The following is a 26,497-nucleotide window of genomic DNA, read 5'->3' on the forward strand; positions in this document are numbered from 1 at the left end:
ATTAAGTTTTAAAAACTTAATCAAATCCGCCTTAGCGGACTTGTTAAATTCTTAATTTTGAATTTCTAAGCTTTCAATCTTTGGCTCTATTCTAAAATTATCTTTTACAACTCTTTTAAGTCCTAATTTTACTAAGGTGCTATCTTCAAGCTCTGCAATGGCATCTTTATTAAGTTCTTCTTTATAAGTAATGCAATCATTGAGTCCATAGCTTTTTAAAGCTTTGATTAAATTGTCAAATTTTTCTTTCACTCTTGGTAAAGAAACGCTTTTACTTAAGCGATAGCCAATCTTGCCAAAGGTAAATTCTTTGCTTCTTTTTTCTGCAAACTCGTGTTTATTATTTTCGCAAAAAGTGGTGATACATTGCTCTATGTATTTAAGTTCATCACTTAAAACCTTAATCTCTCCTGCACGAGCTTCTTTAATCTCATTGCAAGCTAAAGTTACCTCGCCATTAATCTTTTCTATTTTTACACTAAGTTCTGCCACTTTTTTAAGTGCTAAATTAACATCTTCTAAATTATTTATTTGCATTTAAATCTCCTTTTAAATTAAATTTGTTAATTTGATAATCCCAAAGAACTACGCCATATCTTAAAAGCACTGCGTGTTTAGTTCTTTTCTTAACTATCCTTAAACCTTTTTTTTCACGCAGTGTCGCGGAGCCTTCAGGTGGGTTAAGGGAGTGTAGCTCTTTATCGCAAAAGGTGGCTTTGCCACATTGCGAAGTCAAAGAGGCAACTCCAAAACTAGCTCTTTAATGCCAAGCTTTTTAGCTAATGCTAATTCTTCTTGCATTCCCTTAGAATACTTAGCATCTTTATGATTACTCATATAAATATAATCACTTGCTTTTAAAAGCTCTAATCCCATTTGTAAAGCTTTGTCTCTGTGTTTGTTTTCATCCAAATAACTAAATTGTAGTATGGGTGAAACAGGTGTAAAGCCTTCACATTCACGCATAATTTTTAAGCATTCTTGCTGAGCTATGCTAATAGCTTGTGCTTTTCTTTGACTTTCTCTTACTACTAAAGCTTTGTAAGGAGAGGCTACATAAACTAATGCCATTGTTAATCCTTTCTAATAATTTTAGGGTTTTACCCTTTTTAAGTCTTCTTAAAAAAAGACTTAAAAAGAAAAAACTTAATCAAAACCAGCGAAGCGACGCCGTTAAGGCGAGGTTTCTATAAAGTGCTTTAATTTAAGCACTTTTGTTAAGCTTTTTACCCAAATGAAAACGAATGATTTTTTTTGCAATATAATCAGGATAAATTCCTTTTAAAACATCTACAAACACTCCACTTTCTTTATAAATAATGCTTACACCCTTTATCTCAAAAAGCGAAGCACTATAATCAGCTTTCTCACCTTTAATCATTGGTATCATTTTTTCTCTCCTTGTATTAAGTTTTCTTTCTTTGCTTTTTCTTTTTTGATTAAGTCAATCGTTTCAAAGATAGCCATCCACTTGTCTTTATTTTTAGGACTCTTTAACTTTCTAAGAGCTTCAGTATAGATTTGATGAACGCGTGTCACGCTAAGATTAAGTTCTTTAGCTATCTCTTCAAAACTCATTTTTAGCCCAGCATTAAAAATGATGCGGCAGCTTCTATGTGTTTAAGCTCAACCGCTTTTCCATCTGCAAATTCACAAGCTCTTTTTAAAAGCTTCTCACTTTTTCTAAAGTTGCCACGAGCGAGGTTAAAAACTAAATCAATAGCCTTTTTCTCCTCCACATCAAAATGATTACAAAGTGTTTTTAAGTCTTCATCTTTTAAACCTTCTTTGTTTTGGTAGCAAAGTCCTTTTAATTCCCATTTTGCACCAATTCTAGAGCTTAGTTGTCCGTACTCGTTGTAATCATTTCTGCCAATGCCTGTAAGATTGTTTTTAAGTTTTCTAGTACCTACTAAGATTAAAGCAGTATTTGAAAAATCATATATGCGTCTTAAGCACTCCAAAGCACGAAACGGCAAATGCTCACTCTCATCTATAATTAAAACCTTTGAAGTTCTTGCTAACTCGCTAGCAATGCCTCTAATCTTATCATCCAAAGAACCTTTAAAACACACATTGAGTTTATTTTCAAGCCCCACCAAAAGCATTCTTTTGCTTGTCTCAGTTGTTGCTTCAAAAAGCACCACTCTTGTTCCATTTTTAGCGGCATATTCTTTAATGGCTCTGCTTTTTCCAGTCCCCGCTTCGCCAATGATTACTCCCATTTCGCGATTGCTCATGGCACTTTCAATGGTTACATTAATCGCCTTTGCATCTTTAGTGGCAATAAAAGGTGTTTGAAGCTCTTTCACGCTTTTTTCTTCCACAAAGCTTTTAATGTATTTTTCAAGTAAAGGCTCTACTTTTAAAGCGTATTTATAGCTACTTCCTTCTTTCATATAGCCCACCATATAGCTTTTATTAATCCCTAAACGATCGGAGAGATTGTTTTGAGAGATGTTTTGGGTGCTTAAAAACTTTTTAGTAAGTTCTACTAATTGCATTTTTTATCCTTTCTCTTAACTTCACAGCGGAAGTAAATTCCGCTTTGTGAGCAGGAGCTTTGCTCCTTGCATCCACCTAAAGCCCCCGTCCCACTGAAGTGGGGGCATCTTTGTTTTAGAGCTTTATAAAAACTCTTTAAAACTTGAATTAATCAAGCTTTAAACAATTTTTAACCAGCAAAATATTTCTTTTCGACAAAAGCTTCCATGTCAAACTCGCTTTCATCGTTATTTATTTCTTTTTTAGCATTTAAAATAAGCTCATCCGCATTAGCATTGTTTTTAATCTCTTCTAATTCTCTTTGAGTTTTTAAGGCTTCTTTTGCAAGGGATTTTTGATGCACCTCTTTAGCTTCTACGAGTGAGTTTTCAAAAGCACTTTGTAAATCTTGTAAGTCTTGTTTAATATTAAGTTTAGTAAAGGCGGCAATCTCATCTTTTTTAAGCACTTCTTTAATCGCTTTAACTTCACTTTCATAACCTTTTTTAAGCATTTTATAGCTTTCTTTACTAAGTTTAGCGATACTTTCATCAAGTGCTAGACAAAGAAAGTTTCCGCTTAAATCATAAATGAAAAGTTCTTTAATATTATCGATATTTTGCACACATTTAACCCTTGTGCCAACACTTGGCATTAAAGCACTTTTATAAACTCTACTTTCAAAGTTAATGCCTTTTTTGCCCACAACCCTAAGTTCTTTATTTCCAGCGTTAAACAAAAATTCTTCATAAGATATTTTTACAATAGATCTATCGCATGAGTTCCAAAGTTCAAGTGGAGTTTTAACGCCTTTTTTGCGGCGAACTTTGCTCATGTTCCACTTGATCACTTCAGCTTCCAAAAGCTCACAAGCTTCGCTAAAGGTGTGAAGGAGTTTTTGATTAGTTTTTTTAGCAAAGCCGTATTCATCTTTAGCTTTTCTTTCTTTCTTAGGAGTTTTTTGCTCTATCATTTCTCTTTTAGCTAAGCTATTTCCAATGTGACCGTGCATTTGAGATAATCTAGCTCTTTGAAGTGTTCCAAAACGCCTTTCAACTAAAGCTTTTTGCTCTCCTGCGTAAGCAATAGCTGCATCATAGCTTATATTAAGACTATCAAGTAAGCTTTGAAAATCTTTTGAAAGATAATCTTTACCATTATCCCCTTTAATCATATCAGGCTTACCAAACTTATCTATGGCTTTCCATAAAAGTCTAGTTAGGCTTAAAGAGTTTGATTTTCCTACTAAGGTAGCTACTCCCATGCCACTAAAGACATCAACGACACTTAAGATGTGTGGGCGGAAAGGCTCTAGTGTTTCATCATCTCTTACTATAAAATCAGCTGGAGAGCTATCGATTTGCCAACACATGTTTTTCATATCATAAAGCTCTCTTTGATTGCCTTGTGCAGGGAGAAACTTAGATTTTGCACGATCTAAGCCTTGAGTGATAATACAATGCTCCAAAGGCTTGTCTTTATAATAGTTTTTAATGAAATTTTGTAAGGTTTTTACACTAAAGAGTGGCTTTACTTTTCCCAAATCAAAACCTATAAAGTCATAATTTTCTTTAGTAGCTGCTTCTTTATGGATTTGCCACCAAAGCTCAGTAAAGTTAAATCCACCTGCTCCAAAGGTGCGATACTCTCTTAAGGCATATTCTTGCATCCAAGCACTAAGTTTAGTTTTATCTTTGCGATGAAGTCCGCGAGTGTCGACTAAGCCTAGGATGCCATTTTCTTTATATGCTTTGCGAATTCTAAAAATTTCTATTTTAGAAATACCGCATAATTCCAAAGCTCTTTTCTGCTTAAGTCCTCCTTCAATATATTTTTCTACTTGCTTTAAAGACTTAAGCTTTTCTCTAGCATTGTTTTTAATTTCATCGCTTAAATTTTCAAACTTTATATTTAAAACAGCCAAATCATTGTCTATTTTTGGCTCTGTTAAATTTAAATTACTAGTTTTTAAACTATTATTTGTAGTTTTTAAATTATCGGTAGTAATAATTTCGATCAATTTAACTTTTTGCATTTTTTCATTAAAAATCAAAGTATTTTTACTGATTAATTCTTGATTAAAAGCGGTTAAAAGCTCATCTTTGCTTATTTTAAATAGTAGTTTTTTACCACCCCTGCCACCTTTTTCATTATCCACTTTTAGCCACTCATATTTATTTGAGTTTCTACTTACTGCAAGCCTCAAAGCTCCTGTGCTTACATTAAAAGTTTGTGCGGCTTCTTTGGTTTCTAAGAAGTAACTCATGAACAAGCCTTAGGCATTTCATCAATGATTTTAAGTTCTAAAAGTTTTTCATAAACTGCTCTAGTGTTTTTCTTCGCTTTGTATTTTCCTAAATATTCACCTTTTATAACGCGAATAGTACTTAAATAGTCAAGATTGTGTTTTTGTGCGAATTTTTTTATATTAATACCATTATCTTCGAAGTATTGTTTTAACATTTTTTTCCTTTAATTTGATATTTTTATATCAAATTGAGTTATTTTAAGATACAATTTGCTATTAAAATATCAAATTATAAGACAAAATGCGAATTAAGTCAAGATATTTTATCGCATTTTGTGAATTTTTTAATAAAAGAAGGCTTATAATGCATAAAACAGCAGACATTTTGAATAGAGTTTATGCTCTGTTAAATATCACCGATGATAAAGAATTTTGTGGAATTTTTAAAGTAAAACCCAATACATTAAGCACTTGGAGAACTAGAAATACCATTCCCTACGATTTATTAATGAAAATTTCAAAAGAACACAATATTTCACTTGATGCTATCTTTTTTGACAAAATGCGAATTATAGATGATATTTTGAAATTAAGATATTATACAGATGCGGCAGCCGCCGCTGGATATGGTGCTATAAATAGTCAATTAGAATATACTGAGATAGCAATAAGTAAAAAATTTGCCTGCGAAGCCTTAGGATTACCGCCTTTAGCTAAACTCGATATTATTAAAGTTATAGGAGATAGTATGGAGCCTTTTATCCATAGTGGAGATGTTATAGCTATTGATGTGAGCAAAAATAAACTTGACCTTGTTAAAAACGGAGATATTGTGGTTATCAACCTTGATGGCGAAATTTACTGTAAAAAGCTTTTAAAACAACCATTTGTAAATGAAATTGTATTAAGTTCTATGAACTCTTTTTACAAAGATATTGTTGTTAATATTGAGCATATTAACAACGCTGAAATTATAGGCGTTGTTTGTAAGGCAATATCAATTAAAACTTTTGAAAATGCTATTATAAAGTACGAGTGATGTTATATTTTATTATTATAATATTGATTGTAACAATTGGTTTATTTGTTTATTCTGGTTTTAGAATAAAATCAAAATTAATAAAAATAGCAACAAACGACACTCTTACTAAACAAGATTTAAAAGAAATAGAAGCAATATCTAAATATTATGAAATTTCTTTAATGGAAGCAGCTAAAATTCATTATGGTAAAGCCATGATTACAGAAGAAATGATTTTAAGATTAGAAAGACCTTATCGAGAATTATATGAGCAGTGTAAAAATTTTTCTACAAATAAACATGAAAAAATTTCACATTATCTCTCTTCAAATAATCAAGATAATTATTTAGAAGCAATAAATTTTATCTTAATCGCAGAAGAAAGTGTTAGCATAGCTTTAAAATCAAAAAATAAAGATACTGCAGAAAGCAGAAGAAAACTTGCATTAGAAATGGAACAAAAAATACAGGAAAGACATCCCAAAGCCTATGGCTTAATTATAGATACAATTCAACTTTTGGAAGATAATTATGATGTAAGTCTTTTTGAAAATCAATGTATTAAGTATTATGAAGAAGCTGGGAAATTAAAAACTATTAAATCCAAACAAAAAAGAATTGATTGTATAAATGATTTAATAAAAGAAGCTGAGGCAAATCCTAAAATTGATAGAAAATTTGTTGATTTTTGGAAAAACAAAGTAAAAGAAATAATATAATTACATTTTAAGTTTAAGTTTTATGGAAAGATAAAATGCAACCAAAAAGTATCATTTTATTTTTCTATGGTTACATTTTATTTTTCCGCCGACAACATCTTTGAAATCGCTTTGTAGTTCTTCTGCAACCCTTGCAGCTTGTGGGCGATAATTTCAAAGATTGCAATAAGCAATTTTTACTTTCATCATTTCATCCTTTGAGAAGTTCTTTTTATTAAGATTAAAATCTTAGATTTTATTATAGTTTATTTTGGCTGAATTTTTGCCTTTTTGTAAAATTTAAGTTGAAATTTAGGGTCAATTTCTTTCAAATTCAGCGAGAAAAATTTATAATTTTTATCAAAATTAAAATAAGCCTTAAAAAACTAAAGGAAGAAAATGAGTCAATTTACACACTTGCATTTACATACAGAATATTCTTTGCTTGATGGAGCCAATAAGCTTAAAGAATTAGCTTTGACTTTAAAAGAGCAGGGTGCTACAAGTGTGGCTATGACAGATCATGGAAATATGTTTGGGGCAATTGATTTTTATCAAACAATGAAAGCACAAGGTTTAAAACCTATCATTGGTATGGAAGCGTATTTACATAATCACGATGAATTAGATGATAAAAGTTCTCGTCAGCGTTTTCACCTTTGTTTGTATGCAAAAAATGAGATCGGATATCAAAATTTAATGTATTTAAGTTCTCAAAGTTATATTAAAGGTTTGTATTATTATCCGCGTATCAATAAAAAGCTTTTGGAAGATCATAGCGAAGGTCTTATTTGCTCTTCTGCTTGCTTGCAAGGTGAAGTAAATTGGCACTTAAATACTTATAGTGAAAGAAATGTGCGTTTTGGTGCAAAAGGCTATGAAGCAGCAAAAGAAGCGGCATTATGGTATAAAAAAGTTTTTAAAGATGATTTTTATTTTGAAATCATGCGTCATGGTATAGGCGATCAAAGAATGATAGATGATGATATTATCAGACTTTCTAAAGAATTAAATATAAAAATCATTGCTACAAATGATACGCATTATACTTTTAAAGAAAGAGCGGCTGCCCATGAGGTTTTTATGTGTATAGCCATGGGAAAAAAACTTAACGATCCTGATAGAATACGTCATAGTGTGCATGAATTTTATGTTAAAAGTCCTGAGCAGATGAGTGAGCTTTTTGCAGATATTCCAGAAGCTATAGAAAATACACAAGAAATCGCACAAAAATGTAATTTAGAGCTTAATCTTGGCAATCCCACTCCACCGAATTTTAAATTTACAAGAGAATATGCTAAAGATCATAATATTATCTTACCTGAAGAAACAAAAGAATTTAGCTTTGATAATGATGACATGGTTTTTGAAGAACTTTGTAAAAAAGGACTTGAAGAGAGATTAAAATTTATCGATGAAAGTAAGCATGAAGAATACAAACAAAGACTTGAAGTAGAAATTAACATCATTAAAAATATGAAATTTTCAGGTTATATGCTTATTGTTCATGATTTTATTAAAGTGGCTAAGGATAAAGGTATTCCAGTAGGCCCTGGAAGAGGATCAGCTGCAGGAAGTTTGGTTTCTTATTGTTTAAGGATTACGGATTTAGATCCTATTCCTTATAGTCTACTTTTTGAGCGTTTTTTAAATCCTGAGCGTGTGAGCATGCCTGATATTGATGTGGATTTTTGTCAAGACAGACGTGCTGAAGTGATTGATTATGTGATTGATAAATATGGAGCAGATAAGGTTGCACAGGTGATTACCTTTGGTAAACTTTTGGCTAAAGGGGTGATTCGTGATGTGGCTAGAGTTTGTGATATGAGTATTCAAGATGCTGATGAACTTGCTAAACTTGTGCCTGAAGAGCTTAAAATCACTCTTGATGCTGCTTATGAAAAAGAACCTAAAATCAAAGAATTTATCGATCGTCATCCTAAAGGTCCTGAAGTTTGGGAGTATGCAAGAGCTTTGGAAGGATTAAATCGCAATGCTGGTATGCACGCAGCGGGTGTTGTAATTTCTAATGAAAGTTTATGGAAGAAAACTCCGCTTTTTAGACAAAGTAAAAATGATGAAAGACATTTAGTAACGCAGTATTCTAAAGATCATTTAGAAGATGTGGATTTGATAAAATTTGACTTTTTAGGTCTTAAAACTTTAACAGTAATTAATAATGCAATCAAGCTTATTAAAAAGCGTTACAATAAAGACATTATTTGGGAAACTATAGATGTAAATGATAGCAAGGTTTATAAAACCATACAAAGTGGAAATACTTTAGGGATTTTTCAAATCGAATCAGGCGGTATGCAAAGCTTAAATGCACGCTTAAAACCAGAGCGTTTTGAAGATATCATTGCGGTTCTTGCGCTTTATCGTCCAGGCCCTATGGAATCAGGAATGCTTGATGATTTTATCGATAGAAAGCACGGTTTAAAAAACATAGAATATCCTTTTGACAGTTTAGAAAAGGTTTTAGAACCTACTTATGGGGTTATTGTTTATCAAGAACAGGTTATGCAAATTGTTCAAATTATAGGTGGCTTTTCTTTAGGAGGTGCTGATGTAGTGCGTCGTGCTATGGGTAAAAAAGATCCTGAGAAGATGAAGAAGCTTAAGACTGATTTTGCAGATGGAGCAGAAAAACAAGGATATGATAGAGTAAAAGCTGAAGATTTATGGGAGCTTATCGTAAAATTTGCAGGATATGGTTTTAATAAATCTCACTCTGCGGCTTATGCGTTGATTACTTTTCAAACAGCTTATTTAAAAACTTATTATCCTAGTGAATTTATGGCAGCGCTTTTAACAAGCGAAGAAAACAATGTGGATAAAATTGCTGTTTATATTGATGAGATGAAAAAAATGAATATTAAACTTTTACCTCCATCGATTAACAAAGCGATCCGTGAATTTAGTGCTTTAGAGCAAGATGGCAAGGATGCTATTATATACGGACTTGGGGCTATAAAAAGTGTGGGTATTCCTGCAGTTGAAAATTTACTTGAAGCAAGGCAAGATGGAGAATTTAAGGATATTAATGATTTCTTAGGTAAGATAGATCCTACCAAGATAAACCGTAGAACATTAGAAAGTCTTATTAAGGCAGGGGCTTTTGATGAGTTTGGTTTTACTAGAAAAGCTTTGTTTGATAATATGGAAAATCTTAGCGAAGCATCGCGTAAAATGGCTGAAGTAAGAAAAAATGCTGCAAGTTCTCTTTTTGGTGAAGAGGAGTTAACTTCAGGTGTTCAAGTAAATTTTACTCCCAAAAATGAAGAATTTGAAGTGATGGAAAAATTAGGATATGAAAAAGAAATTTTAGGAATTTATGTTTCAGGCCATCCTTTAGATCGATTTTATGAACAAATTAATGCCATAGATTATGTTAAAAGTTTAGATTTTGAAAGTTTAAAAAACAATGGAGAAATTTTAAGTATAGGTAAAATTGAAGATTTCAAATCCATGATGAGTAAAAATAATAAGCGTTATGGTAGAATTGAAATTTTGGATTATTATTCTTCGTTTGATGCTACTGTATTTGAAAGCAATGTAGAAGAAATAGAAAACATCATCAAAGATGAAAATTTAAAAAATAATGCCTATGGTTTTGTATTGGGATTTAAAGCTGAAGGAGGGGAGAAGCCTAGCTTTTTTTTAAAAGCAATTAAAGATTTGCAAAGTCTTGAAGATGGCGAGATTAAAGCTATAAAAAAAATTGGAGCAAAAAAAGATTTTAAAAATAAAGAAGAAAATCATTTTACCGCAGAACCTAAGGAATTTGAAAAAAATATCATAGAGCTAGATTTGACAAGATTGAATAGAGAATTAATCTATGAAATTCATGAAATTGCTAGAAATGCACATAATCCTAATGAAAAAAATAATAAAAAACTTGTTTTAAAAGTTATTAGTGCGGGATCTTGCTTGCTTTATCATACAGATTTTATTATCTCTGATAGTATAGTAGAGGAAATTTCTAATAAATATGCTTAAGTAAGATTGTTTTACTTAAGATTTTTAAATAAAATGCTTCCGAGTCTTACCAAGTTGGATCCGCATTTTATAGCAATTTCAAAATCATTACTCATCCCCATAGAGCAAATCTTAGCCCCATGTTTTTGAAGAATTTCATAAATTTTAAATGTAGTTTCAAAGCTTTTTATAATATTTTCTTTATCTTGGCTGTGTGATCCTATGCTCATTACGCCACAAAGATTTAAATTAGAACATTCTTCTTGTATTTGTAAATATTCTTCTACGGCTTGATTTGGATCTAGACCGCTTTTGCTATTTTCATTTGCACTATTGATTTCTAATAAAGTATTTAATTTATAATCAAGTCTTTTGTCCATAGCTTTAGCTATTTTAATACCATTGCAAGAGTGCCATAATATAGGTTTTTGTTTGATTAAGAGATTGATTTTGTTGCTTTGTAGCGTTCCTATAAAATGCCACTTTATGTCTAGTTTTTTTTCATCAAGATTTTCTTTTTTTTGTGCTAGAGCTTGGACTTGATTTTCTCCAAATTCTACTATACCTTGATCAAAAAGCTTTTCAATTATACTTGCATCGACATACTTGCTTGCGGCTACAAGACGAACGTTTTTGGTTTTTTCTAAAATTTGCTCTAAAGTCATTTTGATAAAAAATAAGCCCTATTTAGGGCTTATTTTATTGTAATAAATTAGCAATTTTGCTTTGAAGCTGCATGTTGGATTGCGCAGCAACAAAAGCAGCAGCATTTTCTTTTAGATAATTGGCATTAAAATCATTGACATTTTTTGCCATGTCATTATTTAGTAAATTATTTTCAGCTGCTTTTGAGTTGATGCTATTTTGAACACTTGCATTAATATTTGATGTGATGGCATTGATACCTGAGCCTATTTCACTTCTTAAACTTCCAAGTTGATCCATAAAATTTGTAATACTATCTTGATTATCTATGCTTAATCCATCTGTTGCTAATGGATTTAAATTTGTAGTTTCAGTTCCGCTACCTACTACAAAATTCATAGTTTGAAAGACATTTTTTCCATTATAAGTTGCATTATTAAAAGAATCATTGATGGATTCTTGTATGCGTGTTGCTTCTGTTCTTAGCATTCCTTTTTGAGAATCATTAAGTGCAGCATTGTTCATTTTTACTGAAAGTTCATTAAGTCTATCTGCGCTTTGAGAGATATTGGTAAGGCTAGCATCTGCAATTTGTAAAACCCCTATAGCATCATAAGCATTTGCGACACCTTGATCTATAGTGCTTGATTGAGATCTTAAAGAATCAGCAATAGCTAAATTAGCACTATCAACTCCACTTATTGCGCGAACAGCTGCAATATTTTCTAAAGCTTTATCGCTAGCTTTTTGTGCATTATTTAAATAATAATTTTGTTGCATCATAGTTGCATCAGAGATCATCATGGCCTACTCCTTCTCTTTTGGATTTATTTAATATTTTATCATTTTTTTGCTATTTTAAAGCTTAAGAAATATAAAAAAACTTGCATTATCAAGATGATTTTAATCACCACTTCACTTGCATTATGGATACTGATAAATTCTTGAGTTTTTGTAGCGTTTTCGCCTAAGTTTTGGAGTTCAATTATGGTATTAGTAAAATAAAAAACAAATATTAAGCTTAAAATCAAAATAAGCAAACTCAGCATAAATTTTGAAAATTTTATTTGAAATTTCATTTCATCTTTTACAAGAGAATAAATTTCATGTAAAAAATTAACCACTGAAACAAAAATCAGCAAATATCCCATCTTAATAAAAATTTGCGTCATCATTAAGCCACTTTGAAAATGGCTCAACACTCCTTCTCCTATAAGATTTTGAGGAAAAAAAATTGTTGGTGCAACAACTATTCCTAGTATGAGTTCAACCCCTATGATGGAGGCAAGTAAAAATAAATTAACAGCTTTCAAGAGTTTCTCCTTTTATTTTTTATCATAACGCATATTTGTAAATTTAGCTATAAAAGCACGATTATAACCTTGTTCATCTTTGAAAAAATCAACAATGAAATTATTTTGATATAAAATTTTTTCCAAAATTTCTTTTTGATCATAGCCAAATTCGCAAGCTAAAAATTTAACTTTTTTATCAAGGGAAAAATGTATGATTTCTTCTAGAATTTCATATCCTTTTTCTCCTCCAAATAAAGCCTCTTTGGGTTCTTTTTGCACCCAAATATCTATAGGATATGAATTTTTAATATAGGGTGGATTTGAAAAAATAAAATCATAATTTTCTTTAATTTGCTTAAAATTACAAAGTTTAAAGTCAATCAAGTGATCGACTTTGTGTAATTTGGCATTCTCTAAAGCTAATTCTAAGGCTTTGGGATTGATATCGCAGGCTGTGATTTTTAACCCAAGTTCTTTGGCTAAAATAATGCTTAAAATTCCACTTCCAAATCCTATTTCTAAAATCCCATTAAAAGTATTTTTTTTGCATAAATTTAAAATTTGAAAAAGTAAAATTTCACTATCGTAGCGAGGGATTAGAATGCCTTTTTTTATCTTAAATTCTAAGCCCCAAAAATCCACTTTTTCAAATATATATTCAAAAGGTTCTCCAGATTTAAAACGCCTTATAAGCTTAAAATAAGGTTCATGATCTATTTGTATATCTTGGTTTAAAAATAACCAAGCTTTATCTTTTTTTAGATATTCACAGAGTATAAATACTGCTTCATTTTCATAACCTTTTAAGCTAGATTTAGCTTCCATAAGAGCATTTTTTATAGTCAAGAAAGAGCCTTGATTCTATCACTAATACTTGGATGGCTGAGATAAAAAAATGCATATATTTTACTTGTTTTGATAAAAGCTTTATTTTCTCTTGCTAGGGCTATCAATGCATTTTTCATATCTTCTTTGCTTGTAACTTTAGCTCCGTGTTGATCAGCCGCAAATTCATTTTTTCTACTTAAGGCATTAAGCATAGGAGAGATTAAAAAGTTAAAAATATTTGCCAAGATAAATAAAAGAGCAAACACACCGCCATTTACTCCTTCTAGATGACTTTCTAAGTAAACAAATTCAGGTAAATTTGCAAAAACAAAAAAAAGTAAAAACATAGTTATAGCGCCGTTAAATAAAGCTTTGATAATATCCTTATGAACAAAATGTCCAAGCTCGTGTCCTAAAACAGCTAAAAGTTCTCTTTCATTTAAGGCTTTTAATAATGTATCAAAAAGCACCACTCTTTTGCTTTTAAAAAGTCCACCAAAATAAGCATTTAAACGCTTATCTCTTTTGCTTGCATCAATAACATAAACCCCATTTGCACTAAACCCGCATTGTTTCATTAAAGAGCTGATTTTTTTCAATAAATTTTCATCGTCTAGTTTTTTCATTTTATTAAAAATAGGTGCTATTAAGGTAGGGTAGATGAGATTTATAATCACTATAATACAAAAGGCAAAAATAAAGGCCGCAATCCACCAAAAAGTTCCAAAAAAATCATAGCAAAAAAGCAAAGCATAAAGGATTAAAAATCCAAATATTAAAGTTAAAATAAGACTTTTCATAGTGTCTTTGATAAAAAGTTTTACAGTCATATTTGAAAAACCATGGGCTTTATCTTTGATAAAACTTTCATAAATACTTAAAGGTAGATTTAAAATACTTGTGATTATTAAAAAAGATAATAAAAATAAAGTATTTTCAAAACGAGTGTTGTTTAAGATAAGCAATTCTTTAAGATATAAAAATCCAAAACCTATCCATGCAATATTGATGATTAAATTATAAAAATTGGAAAATAGTTTAAATTTTTCATTTTCGATGGCAATATCTGCTGCATTTTGATAGTCTTTTTCGCTTAAAATTTGAGCTTGTTTGTCTTTTTCTCTTTCTAAGAAACGAATTTGAGCATAGGAAATCCAAGATAAAAGTGCTGTGTAAAGACATAAAATTGCAATTAAAGTCATTATTTTTCCTTGATTGGTTTTTTGCGAATTCTAGCTTAAAATAATGAAATAAAGTTAATAGTTTAAAATCTAAAATAATATTCTTTTCAACTAAGTTGGTGTATATTTATAAAAAAAGGATTAAAGAATGTTTTTTAAGAAAAAGATTTCACAAAAACAAAAAGAAAAGCCTAAAATTCCAATCAATGATGTGATTTTAGATGACAGACTTTGTAAGTTTAAAAATAAAGTGCAAAAGATAAGCAAAGATGAAGCTTCGGCAAGTCTGCTTGCTAGACAATTAAGCAGACTTATCAGAGCTAATAAATTTTAATTTTGACATTTTTTCTTAGGGCGAAAAACCTTAATAACTTCATCATTTGCTTCTATATAAGCACCTTCTATCAAATCGATACAGTAAGGTATAGCCGGAAAAACAGGCTCTAGGCATTCTTTTATAGCCTTAGGATTTCCTGGTAAATTAATGATAAAAGATTTATTGCGAATTCCTGCACTCTGTCTTGAAAGTATAGCTGTTGGGACATATTTTAAACTTTCTAAGCGCATAAGTTCTCCAAAACCTGGCATCATTTTATCACACACGGCTTCCGTGGCTTCTGGGGTTACATCACGAAGTGCTGGACCTGTACCTCCGCTTGTAACAATCAAATCGCATTTTTTTTCATCTGCTAGATAAAGTAATTTTTTAATGATCAAATCATAATCATCGGGGATTAATTCTTTATGATAAATAATATCATTTTTTATATATGAATTTAACACTCTTTCAATTTCAGTAGTAGCTTTATCTTCATATATACCACTACTTGCTCTATCGCTTAGGGTCAAAATTCCTATGTTTATTGTATCCATTGTTTCTCCTTAATAAATTTTTATAACCATCCTTTTTTCTTGAAAACAACCAAAGGTAAAATGATAGAAACTACCATCACGCCAAGCACTATGGGATAAGCATAGTGAAGTTCAAGTTCGGGCATGAATTTAAAATTCATACCATAAACAGTTCCTATTAAAGTAGGTGGCATCATGGCAACAGTTGCAACGGTAAAAATTTTAATGATTTTGTTTTGTTCTATGTTGATTTGGCTGGCTAAAATGGTTTGGATATTATCTAAGATATTAAGTTGCGAAACACTAAATTCAACCAAAGAATTTAAGTCTTTTAAAACTATAGTGAGATTTTGTTTTATATCTTTATCGATTTTATCGCTTTTTAGCAAAGAAGTCATAGCACGACGCTTATCAAATAAAGAATCTCTTACGCGCATATTAAGCTCTTGCAAACTTGAAATATCCTTTAGCATTTCATCATAACTATATTCATCTTTTTTTTCTAAAACACTTGTTCTTAAGCGTCTTGCTTCTTTATCTATCCATTCTAGTAAATCCGCATCTTTTTCAACGCGTACTTCAAACATTTTATCAATAATATCAAAACCATCTTCAAAATTCTTCGGACTAGCTAAAATCCTTGCTTGAATTTCTTCAAAAGTGCTAAATTCGTTATATCTTATAGTAAATAAGATATTTTTAGCGGTAGCAAAAGTAACAATTTCTGTGCGAAGCTTGATTAAATTCCTATCCTCTTCATCACTTTTAAGATCTCTTACTAAAAAATGAGCATTGATGGTTATTGTCGCATTATCTTCCCAATATTTTGCGCTAAGCTCTATTTCTTCCCTTTCTTCTTTTGTAGGAAACTCAAGATTAAATTCACTTGATATAAAAGCAATTTCTGCTGCACTTGGATGAAGTAAATCAATCCATAAAATATTTTGCGGTAGTTCTTGACTATCGAGATTAAAATTGATTCTTTGAACTAAAGCATTTTGAGTTTTGATATAAATATAAAGCATGATCGCTCCTTGTTTATGACTTTAAAATTATAACCTTGTTTGCTTAAAAATTAACTTGTTTCTAAAATGTTTCTAAAACTCATTAAATTTCCAAAATATTTTTTGAAAGGAAAAAAAATGAGTAAGAAATTTTTCTTAAGTTTAGGTCTTGTTGCCTTATTGTTTTCAAATTCACAAGCTATTGATGAGAATTTGATTAAAGCTGCGCAAGCAGAAGGTAGGGTAAATTCTTTAGCTATGCCTGATACTTGGGCAAATTGGAAGGATACTTGGGCAGATCTTAAAAATCTTTATGGCATAGAACATAGTGATACAGATATGAGTTTAGCTCAAGAAATTGCTAAATTTAAAGCCGAAAAGAAAAATGCAAGCGGTGATATAGGGGATATAGGGGCTTCTTTTGGAGAGATAGCGGTTAAACAAGGAGTGGCTCAGCCTTTTAAGACAAGCTACTGGGATCAAATTCCAACTTGGGCTAAAGATAAAGATGGAAATTGGCTTTTAGCTTATACAGGAACCATAGCTTTTATAGTCAATAAAGATGTAGTAAAAGATATACCTAAAACTTGGCAAGATTTGCTTAAGGGAAATTATAAAATTACCGTAGGTGATGTAAGTGTAGCGGCTCAAGCTGTGAGTGCAGTTTTGGCAGCTAATTATGCCTTAGGTGGGGATGAAAAAGATTTAAGTCCTGCTTTAGCTTTTTTTAATACTTTAGCCAAACAAGGAAGACTTGTAAATAATGATGTAAGTATAGCCAATCTTGAAAAAGGTGAAGTTGAAGTGGGTTTAGTTTGGGATTTTAATGGTTTAGGCTATAGAGATAAAGTGGGCAAAGATCGTTATGAAGTTTTAATCCCTGCTGATGGTAGTGTTATTTCGGGTTATACAACTATTATCAATAAATACGCAAAACATCCAAATGCGGCTAAATTAGCCCGTGAGTTTATACTTTCTGATAAAGGACAAATCAATCTAGCAAAAGGTTATGCAAGGCCAATAAGAATTGATCATATTACCTTGCCAGATGATATAAAAGCCAAACTTTTACCAAGTGAGCAATACAAAAATGCAAGAGCAATCAAAGATCAAAAAGCTTGGGAAAAAAGCGCTAAAGAATTGCCACAACTTTGGCAAGAAAAAGTTATAGTGGATATGAAATAAAGGAGATTGGATGAAAAAGGTTATTTTAACAAGTGCTATGCTTTGCAGTGTTTTATTTGGAGTTCAAGAGTATGAGGCCAATTTAGCAGGGCATATTATCATAGATTCTAAAAGTACAGTAAAACCTCCTAAGGATGCTCCTGATTTTTTTAAAACTTATGGGAAATTTGCAAATATCACTAGAGAAGAAAAAATTGGAATTTTTAAATCTAAGGGAAACAGGGAAACAGATTTTTATTTACCTTTTAAAAATCAACCTATACAAGGACATAGTGGGATAAAATATATTCCAAAAAAAGATGTTTTTTGGGTAATTAGCGATAATGGCTTGGGTAAAAAGTATAATTCTTATGATGCCATGCTTTATGCTCACGAGTTTAAATTTGATTTTAAAAACTCAAAATACGAACTTTTAAAAACAGTTTTTTTTAAAGATAGTGATAAAAAATACCCCTATCCTATAACCACCGAAACAACCAAAGAAAGGTATTTAAGTGGGGTTGATTTTGATACTGAGAGTATACAGGTTATCAATGATGAATTTTATATAGGTGATGAATTTGGTCCTTATTTGCTTCATTTTGATAAGAATGGGAATTTAAAAGAAGTTTTTGATGTGTATGTGGAGGGTAAAAAACTTATTTCTCCTGATAATCCAAGTTTAAAATTTAGCGATAAGCCTGATGGAGAAAATGAGAAATTTAATATCAAACGTTCTAAAGGCTTTGAAGCTATGGCAAGCTCTAAAGATGGTTCTAAACTTTATTTGCTTTTAGAAGGAAGCATTTATAATAACAACGCTTATGAGAATGAAAAAGGCAAAGAATATCTAAGAATCATAGAATTTGATGTAAAAAATAAAAAATTCACCGGAAAAACTTATAAATATTTCTTAGAAGATAAAAGCCATTCCATAGGTGATTTTAATATGATAGATGATAAATACGGCATCATCATAGAAAGAGATCAAAAAGAAGGCACTAAAGATAAGACTTGCAAAGAAGGTGAAGATACTAAGCATTGTTTTAATAATGTAGCCCAATTTAAAAGAATTTACAAGGTTAAATTAGATGATAAAACCCATGAAGCTCAAAAAATTTCTTATATAGATCTTTTAAATATTAAAGATAGAAATAAAATTTCTAAAAAGCCTTTGGTAAATGATAAATTTGTTTTTCCTTTTGAAACCATAGAAGGTGTGGATATAGTAGATGACTCTCATATAGTCGTAGAAAATGACAATAACTTTCCTTATTCTTCAAGTAGAGAACCTAATAAAACTGATGATAATGAATTTATTTTACTTGAAGTAAAAGATTTTTTAAAGAGTAAATGATGTCCAAAGTTATTTTAGTTGTGCTTGATGGCTTAAATTGTAAAAGTGCTAGTATAAATATGGGATATTTAAATGCGCTTTGCAAAGAGAATTTAGGCAAATTTTATTCTTTAGAATGCGAACTTCCTAGTATGTCTCGTCCTTTATACGAGTGCTTATTAACAGGCGTAAAGCCTGTTTTAAGTGGGATAATTAATAATAAATTGAGTTTTTCAAAACAAACAAGCATTTTTGACCTTTGCAAAGAACAAGGCTTAAAAGCTGGAGGCGCAGCTTATCATTGGGTTTTTGAGCTTTATAATAAAAAAGAATTTATTCCTTCTTTACATCGCCACATAGAAGATGAAAATTTAACTTTGCCTTATGGATATTTTTATTATGAAGATGATTATTTAGATTCTCATTTATTTGCAGATGGGGAGCATTTAAGAAACAAATATAATCTAGATTTTACTCTTATACATTCTATGAATATAGATGATGCAGGACATAAATTTGGCTCACACTCTATTGAGTATGCTAATAAAACCAAAAAAGTTGATATTTTGATTTCTGAGTATTTGCCTACTTGGTTAGAACAAGGTATTAATGTAATCATCACAAGCGATCATGGTATGACAGAGGGTAAAAGTCATGGAGGCTTAAGTGAAGATGAAATTTTAGTGCCTTTTTTCACTTTTGGTAGTGCTTTTTCGTATGAAAATGCCAAGATAAAACAGGATGAAATTTGTGGCAGTATCTGTGAAATTTTAGGACTTAAACACGATAAGAGATATAATGATGAAATTTTAAAGGCCAAAAAATGAAAGAAAAATTTCTAGCATTTTTAAGTATTTTACCTTTTTTTATAGTTTTTACTTTTTTTATGATAGCACCTTTGATTTGGATTGTTTTTAATGCTTTTTATGTAGAAGAGGATGAAATTTATTCTTTAGCCAATTTTATACATATTTTTGAGTCCAAATTCTATCTACAAAGCATTATAAATTCTTTACAAATCAGTTTTATTTCTAGTATTTTTGGACTTTTAATAGGGCTTTTGGCGAGCTATTCTTTATTTATTTTAGCTCCATCAAAAATATGTAATTTTCTCTTTTCTTTAAATACTATGATAAGTAATTTTTCAGGAGTTCCTTTAGCTTTTGCTTTCATTATAGTTCTTGGAAGCAATGGTGTAGTTAATGTGTTTTTGAAGAATTTAGGTATAGAGCCTTTTGTTAGTGTTTATGCTAATTTCGGGGTAAATATTGTTTATGTGTATTTTCAAATTCCTTTGGCGATCTTGCTTTTGCTTCCAGCTTTTAAAAGTCTTGAAAATTCACATTTAAATGCTTGTAAAATGTTAGGTGGAGGCAATTTTTTATATTGGTTAAAAATAGCTTTGCCTTTGCTCGCTCCTACTTTGTTTGGTGTTTTTGTGATTTTATTTGCCAATGCTTTTGGAGCTTATGCGACTATTTATGCTTTAAGTTCGGGAAATTTTAATGTCGCTCCTGTAAGAATCGCTGCTTTAATCGCAGGCGATATCAATCTTGATCCTTATATGGCTAGTGCTTTAAGTATCATTATAACTATTATCATGCTTGTTGTTACCTTTATAGCCAATTTCCTTTCTAAAAAATATAATTTTAAGGTGCTTTAAATGAATGAAAATTTGAGTTTAAAAGCTAAAATTTATCATTATGTAGTTTTGTTTTTGGTTTTTTTGTTTTTAGCTTTGCCTTTAATGGCTACTTTTTTATATTCTATTTCCACTTCTTGGGGTGTAAGTGTTTTGCCTGATGATCTTACGCTTAAATGGTATCAAGAACTTTTTCATGACGAAAGATTTTTACTTGCTCTTTGGCATTCTTTGCTTGTTTGTGTGGGCAGTATTTTACTTTCTGTGATTCTTGTTTTTCCTTTGGTTTTTGTGCTAAATTATTATTTTTTAAAATTAAAAGCCTTTGTAAATATACTTATTATCATGCCTTTTGCTGTACCTCCTATAGTTAGCTGTGTGGGGCTTTTGCAACTTTATGCTGACAATATAGGAGGCACAGCTTGGATACTCATTTTTACTTATTTTACTATAGCTTTGCCTTTTATATATAGGGCTTTAGATAATGCTATGTCTAATGTCAATTTAAATGAACTCATCGCATCTAATGCTATGCTTGGAGGTTCTTTAATGGGAGCGATTTTTAAGCTTGTCTTGCCTAATTTAAGAAATGGAATTTTGGTGGCAGTTTTTTTAAGTTTTTCTTTTTTAATAGGCGAATTTTTATACGCAAATATTCTTGTAGGAAGTGCTTATGAGACTTTGCAAGTTTATCTTTATAATATCAAAAATCAAAGTGGGCATTATTCTAGTGCTTTGGTAATAGTTTATTTTGTGTTAATTTTTATAACAACTTTTATAGCTAGTTTGATTAAGGAGTAAAAAATGGCTTATTTAAAGATTAAAAATTTTAAAAAAGCTTATGGGGGTAAAATTATTTTTGAAGATATTAATTTTAGTGCTAAAAAGGGTGAGTTTATAACCCTTTTGGGCCCAAGTGGCTGTGGAAAATCCACTCTTTTAAGGTGTATAGCAGGGCTTAGCCAAATTAATGGAGGAAAAATTTCTTTAAATGATAAAGATCTTACTAAATTAAGTCCTCAAAAAAGAAATATAGGTATGGTTTTTCAAAATTACGCTCTTTTTCCAAATCTTAACGTTTTTGAAAATGTAGCTTTTGGTTTAAAGATCAAAAAAATGGATAAAAAGGACATAGAAAAAAGAGTGAAAAAAATGTTAAAACTCGTCGAGCTTGAAGAATACGCTAAAACTTATCCACATAAGCTTTCAGGCGGACAAATGCAAAGAGTGGCTTTAGCAAGATCTTTGGTGACTAAACCTGATTTACTTTTGCTTGATGAGCCTTTATCGGCACTTGATGCTAAAATTCGTAAGCATTTAAGGGTGCAAATTAAAGAAATTCAAAAAGAACTTGAACTCACCACTATTTTTGTAACGCATGATCAAGAAGAAGCTTTAGAGTTATCCGATAGGATTATTTTAATGAATGAGGGTAAAATCATACAAAATTCCAACGCAAACAATCTTTATCTTTTGCCAGAATCTCATTTTGTGGCTAGCTTTATAGGAAATTACAATATTTTAAGCCCTAAAGAGCTTGATAGCTTGGGTTTAAAACACGATTTTAAAAAAGATATAGCCTTGCGTCCTGAAACCATAGAAATTTCTAACGAAGGCTTAGAGGCTAAGATCAAAGAAAAATCATTGCTAGGTAATATCATACGCTATAGGGTTAGAGTGCAAGAAATTGAATTTAAGGTAGATACTTTAAATTTTAGCACTCATAGTACTTATGAAGTAGGTGATAAAATCGCTTTAAAATTCAATCTTTCTTTAGCAAAAGAGTTAAAATGAAGCTTGTTTTATTTGATTTAGATGATACTTTAATACAAGGCGATAGTGCTAAACTTTGGCTTAAATTTTGTGTTGAAAAAGGTTTTTTACCTCAAGAATATTTAGAAAAAATTGTTTTTTATCAAAAACAATATCAAGAAAAAAAGCTTGATATGGATGAATTTATGACTTTTTTTCTTCAAAGTGTTAAGGGTAAAAATGAAGATAGAATTTCATCTTTAGTAGATGAATTTATAAAAATTTATATAAAACCTTATGAAAAAGCTAAAGAACTTATAATCAAATATCAAGATCAAAGGTGTATTATAATTTCAGCTACGGCTGAATTTTTAGTTAGAAAAATCGCCTCTTTTTTGGGAGTGAGAGAAAGCATAGCCATAAAATGCGAGCGTGTGGGTGATAAATTTAGTGGAAAAGCTTATGGGATTTATAGCTTTAAGGAAGGCAAGGTTTTAAGACTTAAGGAATATTTGGGTAAAGATTATGAAAAATGGATGAAAGATTCTTATTTTTTTAGTGATTCTATCAATGATTTACCTTTACTAGAGTCTGTTAGCAAAGCCTTTGTATGTAATGGTGATGAAAAAATTTTAAAAATTGCAAAAGAGAGAAAATATGAAATTTTAACTTTTTAAGCTATAAGCGTGAAAATTCACGCTTATTCTAATTCATATTTTTTAATTAAAGTATTATAAAATCCATCAGTTTTTGCTTCATCTATGCCTTTGTTAAATATTTCAATAATATCTTTTTGTTTATTTTTATCAAAAGCAAAACTAAAGCCTTCTCCTCCATCTGTTTCTTGGTAGAAACTTACCAATTCTGGATTTTCAGCTAAAAAACCTTTAGCAGTATCTTGATCAGCTACAATAGCATCGATTTTGTTGTTTTTTAGTGCTAAAACAGCTATGTTTAAATCTTTATTGCTTTGTACTTGTGCATTTTTGATAGCTTTTGCAGTATTTTCTTGTAAAGTTCCTAATTGAACTCCTATTTTTTTGCCTTCTAAATCATTTTTTGTTTGAAGAGAGTCGTTGTTTTTTAGCTTAAGATAAAGATTTTTACTCATATAGTAAGGTTTGGTAAAATCAACACTTTGTCTTCTTTCATCAGTTGCGCTCATAGCTGAAGCAATCATATCAATCTTACCTGATTTGAGAGCAGGAATCAATCCATCAAAATTGGTTTCAACCCAAACAATTTCAATACCATTTTTTTTAGCAATTTCTTCAATCAAATCAGTATCAAAACCCGTAAGTTTAGAATCTTGCTTAAAATTAAAAGGTTTATAATTTGGAGCAGTTCCAACCTTTAATTCTACACTTGCATTTGATTCTTTATTTTTAGAATCACTACAAGCACCTAAAAATAAACCAACTAAAGCAACTAGGGCAATGCTTAATATTTTTTTCATTTTTTTCCTTTGATATAAAATGTTTTAAAATTATACTTATTTTAAATTTATATTTAATTAAGTCTGGATCAATTTTTAGAAAAGTTATATTAATGTTGTGCTTTTAGATAATATTTAAATAATTATAAAAGTATTTTTTTAATATTTAAAATAAAATTTTATTTAAGAATATATTAATATAAAATTTGTTAAATTTTCATTAAATTTAAATATTGAAAAATAAAATATCAAATTAATATTTTATTTTATAATCAACTCAGGACATACGGGATAGTGTTGCAAATAATCAATTTGCGATAAATCAAAAGGATCTTATTTTAGTGAGAAATGAGATGAAAAAATATTTTAATATTTTTAAAATTTTTACAAATAAGACAAATGCAAAATTTGGATTGGGCGTTTGTAGTGTGGTTTTATCTTCTTCGGTTTGTTTTGCTGCGGTTAAGGCTACAAGCAAGGATGGAAAAATTTTTTATATTTCTGAACATTCTTTTAAGGATAATCAAGTTTATGATCTTCAAGCAGAAATTTTTAAAAAAATTAATGGAAAAAATTTCTATGCTTCTAAGTCAAAATATCCTATATCAAATTTAACTATGATTTATAATAACCCTAAATCTGGAAATAAAAATTTATCCAAGCTTGAAATTTTAACTCCGGATACTTCAAAAGAAGAGATCATAACAGCTTTTAGCACTTTAGGAACCGTATCTTCAGATACTCAAGCCGTTCCTAGTTCTTTTATACCTTTTATTGTAACAGCTTATGCTCAAAATACAAATGCAACAAATAATAAACTTATATTAGAAAATGGAGAATTATCTTCTGTGTATTTTTGCAAACCAAGCATAGGGAATTGTGGAGTACCTAATAATTCTCAAAAAGGCGATCGTTTTAAGTATTTAATTACTGCGGCGTTTACTGACAGGGAGGGGGATTTAACAATCAAACCATTTTAAAAGAAAACTCCTATATCAATAATGGGTGTAGAAAATATCTACACCTTGCCCTTAAATGGAGCTCCTTATATTTCAGGATCTGTAGCTTTTGATGGTGAAGCTAAAGACAATAAATTAATCTTAGAGTCAAATACAAAAATTGACCTTCATAATTCCCAGTATTTTTCAGATGAAGAAGGTAAGGATATTTATGATGAAAGAATTACTCGTTTAATGGGAGCTTTTGGCATAAATTCTAATTTACAAAACAATAAAGTTCTTATCGATTCAGCCAATATCGTCCTTCATGGGCCAGATGGTGAGTATACAGCTCGTTCGACCTTTGAAATTTTAGGTGCTTTAGCTGATGTAAATAATCTTAAAAAATACAATGTAAGTAAAAATTCCGTAATAATTAAAAATTTAAATTTAGATTTAATGGTAAATTCGCAAAATAAAATAACTTTTTATGATGCTGTTTTATTTGGAGAAATTTACGGTGGAAGAACATTACAGGGTAATGCAGAGAAAAATTCTATAGAAGTTTATCATTTTAACTCATTAGATCATCTTGATAAAAACATTAAAACACATGCATCGTTAAACCTCTATGGTGGGTATTCTAACGATGGTGAAGCTAATGGAAATAAAATTGTATTTCGTCTTAAAAAACCTTTAAAAATCAGTAATAATTTTTATGGAAAAAATTATTACAATCTTTACGGAGGTTTTGCTACGGAGGGTGCGAATTTTAATATTATTGATATACAAAATGATTTAACCTATGAAAAAGTTCCACAAAATTATTCTGATAAATTTACTGTATATGCAGCTAGAACTTTAAGTGGAAAAGCAAATAATAATACCTTAAGTATAAAAAGATTCTGTTATTTCATTGCCTTTATATGCTTTTATTACAAGTGAAACTACGCTAGATGGTATAGACTATATCGCTGATGAATCAAACAATAATGAAGTAAATTTTGAAAATATTAAATCATCTAAAAATTTAAGTTTGATGATCAATGCTAAAAATGTTTCAAATAATAAAATAAATTATAATCTCATTCAGAGTTTAACCGAAGCGAGTTCTTTAGGAAAGGGCTCAAAAATTATTTTAAAAGCAACTCAAAATGCAAACAACAATCTTATAAAGCTTAAAGATTGTTCTTCGGCTGCCGTGGAAAGTTCGTGCATCATAAAAGCAGATAAAGAAAGTGCTTTTAATAAAATCATCATCAACAACACAGTTTTTAGTACTGCCTCAGATAAAAGACAAGGTTATGTGGGGTTGATAGCTGGAGTGTCTGCAAATTCTCATGATAATATCATGGAGCTTGTTAATTTAAATATAGATGAGTATAAAAATCAAGATGCTATATTTTTAGCTCCATCTGGAACTTCGGATATTTCAAATTTTAAATCTTATAACAATACTTTATATTTAGGTGGAGAGTTAAATTTCTTTAAAGATGTAAATATCGATTTGCTTTCTGGTTCTGTTTTTCATGAAGTAAATAAAAAAGGCAAAATAATCACTCAAATTCTACCGCATCAAGAAGATTTTTCTAAAAATAATCGTTTGATTATAGATACTCAAGATGTCAAATCAGAAGTGGTAAATAACTTTGAAAATTTTACTTTTATTTTACCAAATAAAATAAAAAATCCTATCTTGGCTATAGAAAAACTTATAAATCTTCCTTCAAATGGAAGTATGGAAATTCTTACTAAAAATAAACCAACAAAAGGAAAATATATTCTCATACAAAGTGATGTTGGAATTTATGATGGTGACAATAGATTGTTAAATCAACAAGAATTAGAAAATTTGTTAGAAAAAATGAAAAATAATAAAAATAAATTTAATTACAACAAGATAGAAAAGTTGGCTAAAAGTACATTGAAAAATGTAAATTTTAGCTTTGAAGTTTCAGATGATGCAAAAATAATTTATATCAACATACTTTAA

At 30.0% G+C, this 26,497-nt stretch carries 26 protein-coding genes and 3 pseudogenes; 13 read left to right on the plus strand and 16 right to left on the minus strand.

Annotated features, from left to right (window positions below):
• Nucleotides 1-51 precede the first annotated feature (51 nt).
• From FBF06_RS04090 to FBF06_RS04120, 7 genes are all read right to left on the minus strand, one after another.
• The gene (locus FBF06_RS04090) at nt 52-537 is read right to left on the minus strand and encodes a host-nuclease inhibitor Gam family protein (protein WP_024266021.1); all 486 of its coding nucleotides are present in this window, start codon (nt 535-537) and stop codon (nt 52-54) included.
• 195 nt (nt 538-732) lie between these two features.
• The gene (locus FBF06_RS04095; protein WP_100608273.1) at nt 733-1,071 is read right to left on the minus strand and encodes a DUF4406 domain-containing protein; all 339 of its coding nucleotides are present in this window, start codon (nt 1,069-1,071) and stop codon (nt 733-735) included.
• A 133-nt stretch (nt 1,072-1,204) separates the two neighbouring features.
• On the minus strand, nt 1,205-1,390 hold the full coding sequence (locus FBF06_RS04100) for a hypothetical protein (RefSeq protein ID WP_002824157.1): 186 nt from the start codon (nt 1,388-1,390) through the stop codon (nt 1,205-1,207).
• Nucleotides 1,387-1,578, minus strand: a complete 192-nt coding sequence (locus FBF06_RS04105) for a sigma factor-like helix-turn-helix DNA-binding protein (RefSeq protein WP_002795448.1) — start codon at nt 1,576-1,578, stop codon at nt 1,387-1,389. Before FBF06_RS04105 ends, FBF06_RS04100 begins: the two co-directional genes overlap by 4 nt.
• 2 nt (nt 1,579-1,580) lie before the next feature.
• Entirely contained in the window at nt 1,581-2,504 is a 924-nt protein-coding gene (locus FBF06_RS04110; RefSeq protein WP_052806498.1) for an AAA family ATPase, read from the minus strand.
• A gap of 170 nt (nt 2,505-2,674) precedes the next feature.
• The gene (locus tag FBF06_RS04115) at nt 2,675-4,750 is read right to left on the minus strand and encodes a DDE-type integrase/transposase/recombinase (RefSeq protein ID WP_100608275.1); all 2,076 of its coding nucleotides are present in this window, start codon (nt 4,748-4,750) and stop codon (nt 2,675-2,677) included.
• Entirely contained in the window at nt 4,747-4,947 is a 201-nt protein-coding gene (locus FBF06_RS04120) for a hypothetical protein (protein ID WP_002826948.1), read from the minus strand. Before FBF06_RS04120 ends, FBF06_RS04115 begins: the two co-directional genes overlap by 4 nt.
• Before the next feature lie 149 nt (nt 4,948-5,096).
• On the opposite strand from FBF06_RS04120, the gene FBF06_RS04125 reads away from it, so the two are divergent.
• Both FBF06_RS04125 and FBF06_RS04130 read left to right on the plus strand, forming a co-directional pair.
• Complete coding sequence (locus tag FBF06_RS04125; RefSeq protein ID WP_002791430.1) at nt 5,097-5,771, plus strand: S24 family peptidase; 675 nt, start codon at nt 5,097-5,099, stop codon at nt 5,769-5,771.
• Nucleotides 5,771-6,472, plus strand: a complete 702-nt coding sequence (locus FBF06_RS04130) for a hypothetical protein (RefSeq protein WP_057041943.1) — start codon at nt 5,771-5,773, stop codon at nt 6,470-6,472. The genes FBF06_RS04125 and FBF06_RS04130 overlap by 1 nt, the downstream gene beginning before the upstream one ends.
• A 93-nt stretch (nt 6,473-6,565) precedes the next feature.
• On the opposite strand, the pseudogene FBF06_RS10010 reads toward FBF06_RS04130, so the two are convergent.
• Nucleotides 6,566-6,658 (minus strand): annotated as a pseudogene (locus FBF06_RS10010) (Rdx family protein); the annotation flags it as partial.
• Between the two features lie 192 nt (nt 6,659-6,850).
• Here FBF06_RS10010 and dnaE point away from each other — a divergent pair.
• Nucleotides 6,851-10,453, plus strand: coding sequence for a DNA polymerase III subunit alpha (gene dnaE / locus FBF06_RS04135; protein ID WP_032584122.1), 3,603 nt, complete (start codon nt 6,851-6,853; stop codon nt 10,451-10,453).
• An 11-nt stretch (nt 10,454-10,464) separates the two neighbouring features.
• On the opposite strand, the gene FBF06_RS04140 is transcribed toward dnaE, so the two are convergent.
• The 5 genes from FBF06_RS04140 to FBF06_RS04160 are packed head-to-tail and all read right to left on the minus strand — an operon-like array spanning nt 10,465 to nt 14,402.
• Nucleotides 10,465-11,097, minus strand: coding sequence for a YggS family pyridoxal phosphate-dependent enzyme (locus tag FBF06_RS04140; protein ID WP_002852054.1), 633 nt, complete (start codon nt 11,095-11,097; stop codon nt 10,465-10,467).
• Nucleotides 11,098-11,131: 34 nt separating this feature from the next.
• Nucleotides 11,132-11,881 carry a flagellin C gene (gene flaC, locus FBF06_RS04145; protein ID WP_002867846.1) on the minus strand — a complete coding sequence of 250 codons (750 nt, stop codon included), beginning with the start codon at nt 11,879-11,881 and terminating at the stop codon, nt 11,132-11,134.
• Between the two features lie 38 nt (nt 11,882-11,919).
• Nucleotides 11,920-12,390: a DUF4149 domain-containing protein gene (locus tag FBF06_RS04150; RefSeq protein ID WP_032584120.1), complete on the minus strand. Its 471-nt coding sequence runs from the start codon at nt 12,388-12,390 to the stop codon at nt 11,920-11,922.
• A gap of 12 nt (nt 12,391-12,402) precedes the next feature.
• On the minus strand, nt 12,403-13,218 hold the full coding sequence (locus FBF06_RS04155; protein WP_032584118.1) for a HemK/PrmC family methyltransferase: 816 nt from the start codon (nt 13,216-13,218) through the stop codon (nt 12,403-12,405).
• A complete protein-coding gene (locus tag FBF06_RS04160; RefSeq protein WP_002869835.1) occupies nt 13,215-14,402 on the minus strand; it encodes a M48 family metallopeptidase in 1,188 nt (395 codons plus the stop codon). The genes FBF06_RS04155 and FBF06_RS04160 overlap by 4 nt, the downstream gene beginning before the upstream one ends.
• 127 nt (nt 14,403-14,529) lie before the next feature.
• Between FBF06_RS04160 and FBF06_RS04165 the strand changes: the two genes are divergently transcribed.
• Nucleotides 14,530-14,715 (plus strand): hypothetical protein, encoded by a 186-nt coding sequence (locus tag FBF06_RS04165; protein WP_002825403.1) that lies wholly within the window; start codon nt 14,530-14,532, stop codon nt 14,713-14,715.
• Here the strand turns inward: FBF06_RS04165 and mog are convergent.
• Nucleotides 14,712-15,254 (minus strand): molybdopterin adenylyltransferase, encoded by a 543-nt coding sequence (gene mog / locus FBF06_RS04170; RefSeq protein WP_002854948.1) that lies wholly within the window; start codon nt 15,252-15,254, stop codon nt 14,712-14,714. The genes FBF06_RS04165 and mog overlap by 4 nt on opposite strands.
• A 20-nt stretch (nt 15,255-15,274) precedes the next feature.
• Nucleotides 15,275-16,258 carry a magnesium/cobalt transporter CorA gene (gene corA, locus FBF06_RS04175; RefSeq protein WP_002854937.1) on the minus strand — a complete coding sequence of 328 codons (984 nt, stop codon included), beginning with the start codon at nt 16,256-16,258 and terminating at the stop codon, nt 15,275-15,277.
• A 117-nt stretch (nt 16,259-16,375) separates the two neighbouring features.
• Between corA and FBF06_RS04180 the strand changes: the two genes are divergently transcribed.
• From FBF06_RS04180 to FBF06_RS04210, 7 genes are read left to right on the plus strand one after another with little or no spacing between them, the layout of a single operon-like run.
• On the plus strand, nt 16,376-17,422 hold the full coding sequence (locus FBF06_RS04180; RefSeq protein WP_168977548.1) for an extracellular solute-binding protein: 1,047 nt from the start codon (nt 16,376-16,378) through the stop codon (nt 17,420-17,422).
• 10 nt (nt 17,423-17,432) lie between these two features.
• The gene (locus FBF06_RS04185) at nt 17,433-18,758 is read left to right on the plus strand and encodes an esterase-like activity of phytase family protein (RefSeq protein WP_002855016.1); all 1,326 of its coding nucleotides are present in this window, start codon (nt 17,433-17,435) and stop codon (nt 18,756-18,758) included.
• Nucleotides 18,755-19,564, plus strand: a complete 810-nt coding sequence (locus FBF06_RS04190) for an alkaline phosphatase family protein (protein ID WP_072233344.1) — start codon at nt 18,755-18,757, stop codon at nt 19,562-19,564. Before FBF06_RS04185 ends, FBF06_RS04190 begins: the two co-directional genes overlap by 4 nt.
• Complete coding sequence (locus FBF06_RS04195; RefSeq protein WP_002781814.1) at nt 19,561-20,400, plus strand: ABC transporter permease subunit; 840 nt, start codon at nt 19,561-19,563, stop codon at nt 20,398-20,400. Before FBF06_RS04190 ends, FBF06_RS04195 begins: the two co-directional genes overlap by 4 nt.
• A complete protein-coding gene (locus FBF06_RS04200) occupies nt 20,401-21,180 on the plus strand; it encodes an ABC transporter permease (protein ID WP_022552270.1) in 780 nt (259 codons plus the stop codon).
• A gap of 3 nt (nt 21,181-21,183) precedes the next feature.
• The gene (locus FBF06_RS04205; RefSeq protein ID WP_022552271.1) at nt 21,184-22,173 is read left to right on the plus strand and encodes an ABC transporter ATP-binding protein; all 990 of its coding nucleotides are present in this window, start codon (nt 21,184-21,186) and stop codon (nt 22,171-22,173) included.
• Nucleotides 22,170-22,808 (plus strand): HAD family phosphatase, encoded by a 639-nt coding sequence (locus tag FBF06_RS04210; protein ID WP_002781807.1) that lies wholly within the window; start codon nt 22,170-22,172, stop codon nt 22,806-22,808. Before FBF06_RS04205 ends, FBF06_RS04210 begins: the two co-directional genes overlap by 4 nt.
• A 23-nt stretch (nt 22,809-22,831) precedes the next feature.
• Here FBF06_RS04210 and FBF06_RS04215 read toward each other — a convergent pair whose 3' ends face one another.
• Nucleotides 22,832-23,587 (minus strand): basic amino acid ABC transporter substrate-binding protein, encoded by a 756-nt coding sequence (locus tag FBF06_RS04215; protein ID WP_052783197.1) that lies wholly within the window; start codon nt 23,585-23,587, stop codon nt 22,832-22,834.
• A 332-nt stretch (nt 23,588-23,919) separates the two neighbouring features.
• Between FBF06_RS04215 and FBF06_RS04220 the strand changes: the two are divergent.
• Both FBF06_RS04220 and FBF06_RS04225 read left to right on the plus strand, forming a co-directional pair.
• Nucleotides 23,920-24,638: pseudogene (locus FBF06_RS04220) on the plus strand (hypothetical protein).
• Nucleotides 24,568-26,497, plus strand: a pseudogene (locus FBF06_RS04225) (hypothetical protein). Before FBF06_RS04220 ends, FBF06_RS04225 begins: the two co-directional pseudogenes overlap by 71 nt.

The organism is Campylobacter sp. CFSAN093227 (genome assembly GCF_012897855.1).
GTDB classification, from domain to species: Bacteria; Campylobacterota; Campylobacteria; order Campylobacterales; family Campylobacteraceae; genus Campylobacter_D; species Campylobacter_D jejuni.

What these genes read in the sequence shown, in the direction of transcription:
- FBF06_RS04090 (WP_024266021.1), bottom strand. Translation starts at nt 537, where the DNA reads ATGCAAATAAATAATTTAGAAGATGTTAATTTAGCACTTAAAAAAGTG.
- FBF06_RS04095 (WP_100608273.1), bottom strand. Translation starts at nt 1,071, where the DNA reads ATGGCATTAGTTTATGTAGCCTCTCCTTACAAAGCTTTAGTAGTAAGA.
- FBF06_RS04100 (WP_002824157.1), bottom strand. Translation starts at nt 1,390, where the DNA reads ATGATACCAATGATTAAAGGTGAGAAAGCTGATTATAGTGCTTCGCTT.
- FBF06_RS04105 (WP_002795448.1), bottom strand. Translation starts at nt 1,578, where the DNA reads ATGAGTTTTGAAGAGATAGCTAAAGAACTTAATCTTAGCGTGACACGC.
- FBF06_RS04110 (WP_052806498.1), bottom strand. Translation starts at nt 2,504, where the DNA reads ATGCAATTAGTAGAACTTACTAAAAAGTTTTTAAGCACCCAAAACATC.
- FBF06_RS04115 (WP_100608275.1), bottom strand. Translation starts at nt 4,750, where the DNA reads ATGAGTTACTTCTTAGAAACCAAAGAAGCCGCACAAACTTTTAATGTA.
- FBF06_RS04120 (WP_002826948.1), bottom strand. Translation starts at nt 4,947, where the DNA reads ATGTTAAAACAATACTTCGAAGATAATGGTATTAATATAAAAAAATTC.
- FBF06_RS04125 (WP_002791430.1), top strand. Translation starts at nt 5,097, where the DNA reads ATGCATAAAACAGCAGACATTTTGAATAGAGTTTATGCTCTGTTAAAT.
- FBF06_RS04130 (WP_057041943.1), top strand. Translation starts at nt 5,771, where the DNA reads ATGTTATATTTTATTATTATAATATTGATTGTAACAATTGGTTTATTT.
- dnaE (WP_032584122.1), top strand. Translation starts at nt 6,851, where the DNA reads ATGAGTCAATTTACACACTTGCATTTACATACAGAATATTCTTTGCTT.
- FBF06_RS04140 (WP_002852054.1), bottom strand. Translation starts at nt 11,097, where the DNA reads ATGACTTTAGAGCAAATTTTAGAAAAAACCAAAAACGTTCGTCTTGTA.
- flaC (WP_002867846.1), bottom strand. Translation starts at nt 11,881, where the DNA reads ATGATGATCTCTGATGCAACTATGATGCAACAAAATTATTATTTAAAT.
- FBF06_RS04160 (WP_002869835.1), bottom strand. Translation starts at nt 14,402, where the DNA reads ATGACTTTAATTGCAATTTTATGTCTTTACACAGCACTTTTATCTTGG.
- FBF06_RS04165 (WP_002825403.1), top strand. Translation starts at nt 14,530, where the DNA reads ATGTTTTTTAAGAAAAAGATTTCACAAAAACAAAAAGAAAAGCCTAAA.
- mog (WP_002854948.1), bottom strand. Translation starts at nt 15,254, where the DNA reads ATGGATACAATAAACATAGGAATTTTGACCCTAAGCGATAGAGCAAGT.
- corA (WP_002854937.1), bottom strand. Translation starts at nt 16,258, where the DNA reads ATGCTTTATATTTATATCAAAACTCAAAATGCTTTAGTTCAAAGAATC.
- FBF06_RS04180 (WP_168977548.1), top strand. Translation starts at nt 16,376, where the DNA reads ATGAGTAAGAAATTTTTCTTAAGTTTAGGTCTTGTTGCCTTATTGTTT.
- FBF06_RS04185 (WP_002855016.1), top strand. Translation starts at nt 17,433, where the DNA reads ATGAAAAAGGTTATTTTAACAAGTGCTATGCTTTGCAGTGTTTTATTT.
- FBF06_RS04190 (WP_072233344.1), top strand. Translation starts at nt 18,755, where the DNA reads ATGATGTCCAAAGTTATTTTAGTTGTGCTTGATGGCTTAAATTGTAAA.
- FBF06_RS04195 (WP_002781814.1), top strand. Translation starts at nt 19,561, where the DNA reads ATGAAAGAAAAATTTCTAGCATTTTTAAGTATTTTACCTTTTTTTATA.
- FBF06_RS04200 (WP_022552270.1), top strand. Translation starts at nt 20,401, where the DNA reads ATGAATGAAAATTTGAGTTTAAAAGCTAAAATTTATCATTATGTAGTT.
- FBF06_RS04205 (WP_022552271.1), top strand. Translation starts at nt 21,184, where the DNA reads ATGGCTTATTTAAAGATTAAAAATTTTAAAAAAGCTTATGGGGGTAAA.
- FBF06_RS04210 (WP_002781807.1), top strand. Translation starts at nt 22,170, where the DNA reads ATGAAGCTTGTTTTATTTGATTTAGATGATACTTTAATACAAGGCGAT.
- FBF06_RS04215 (WP_052783197.1), bottom strand. Translation starts at nt 23,587, where the DNA reads ATGAAAAAAATATTAAGCATTGCCCTAGTTGCTTTAGTTGGTTTATTT.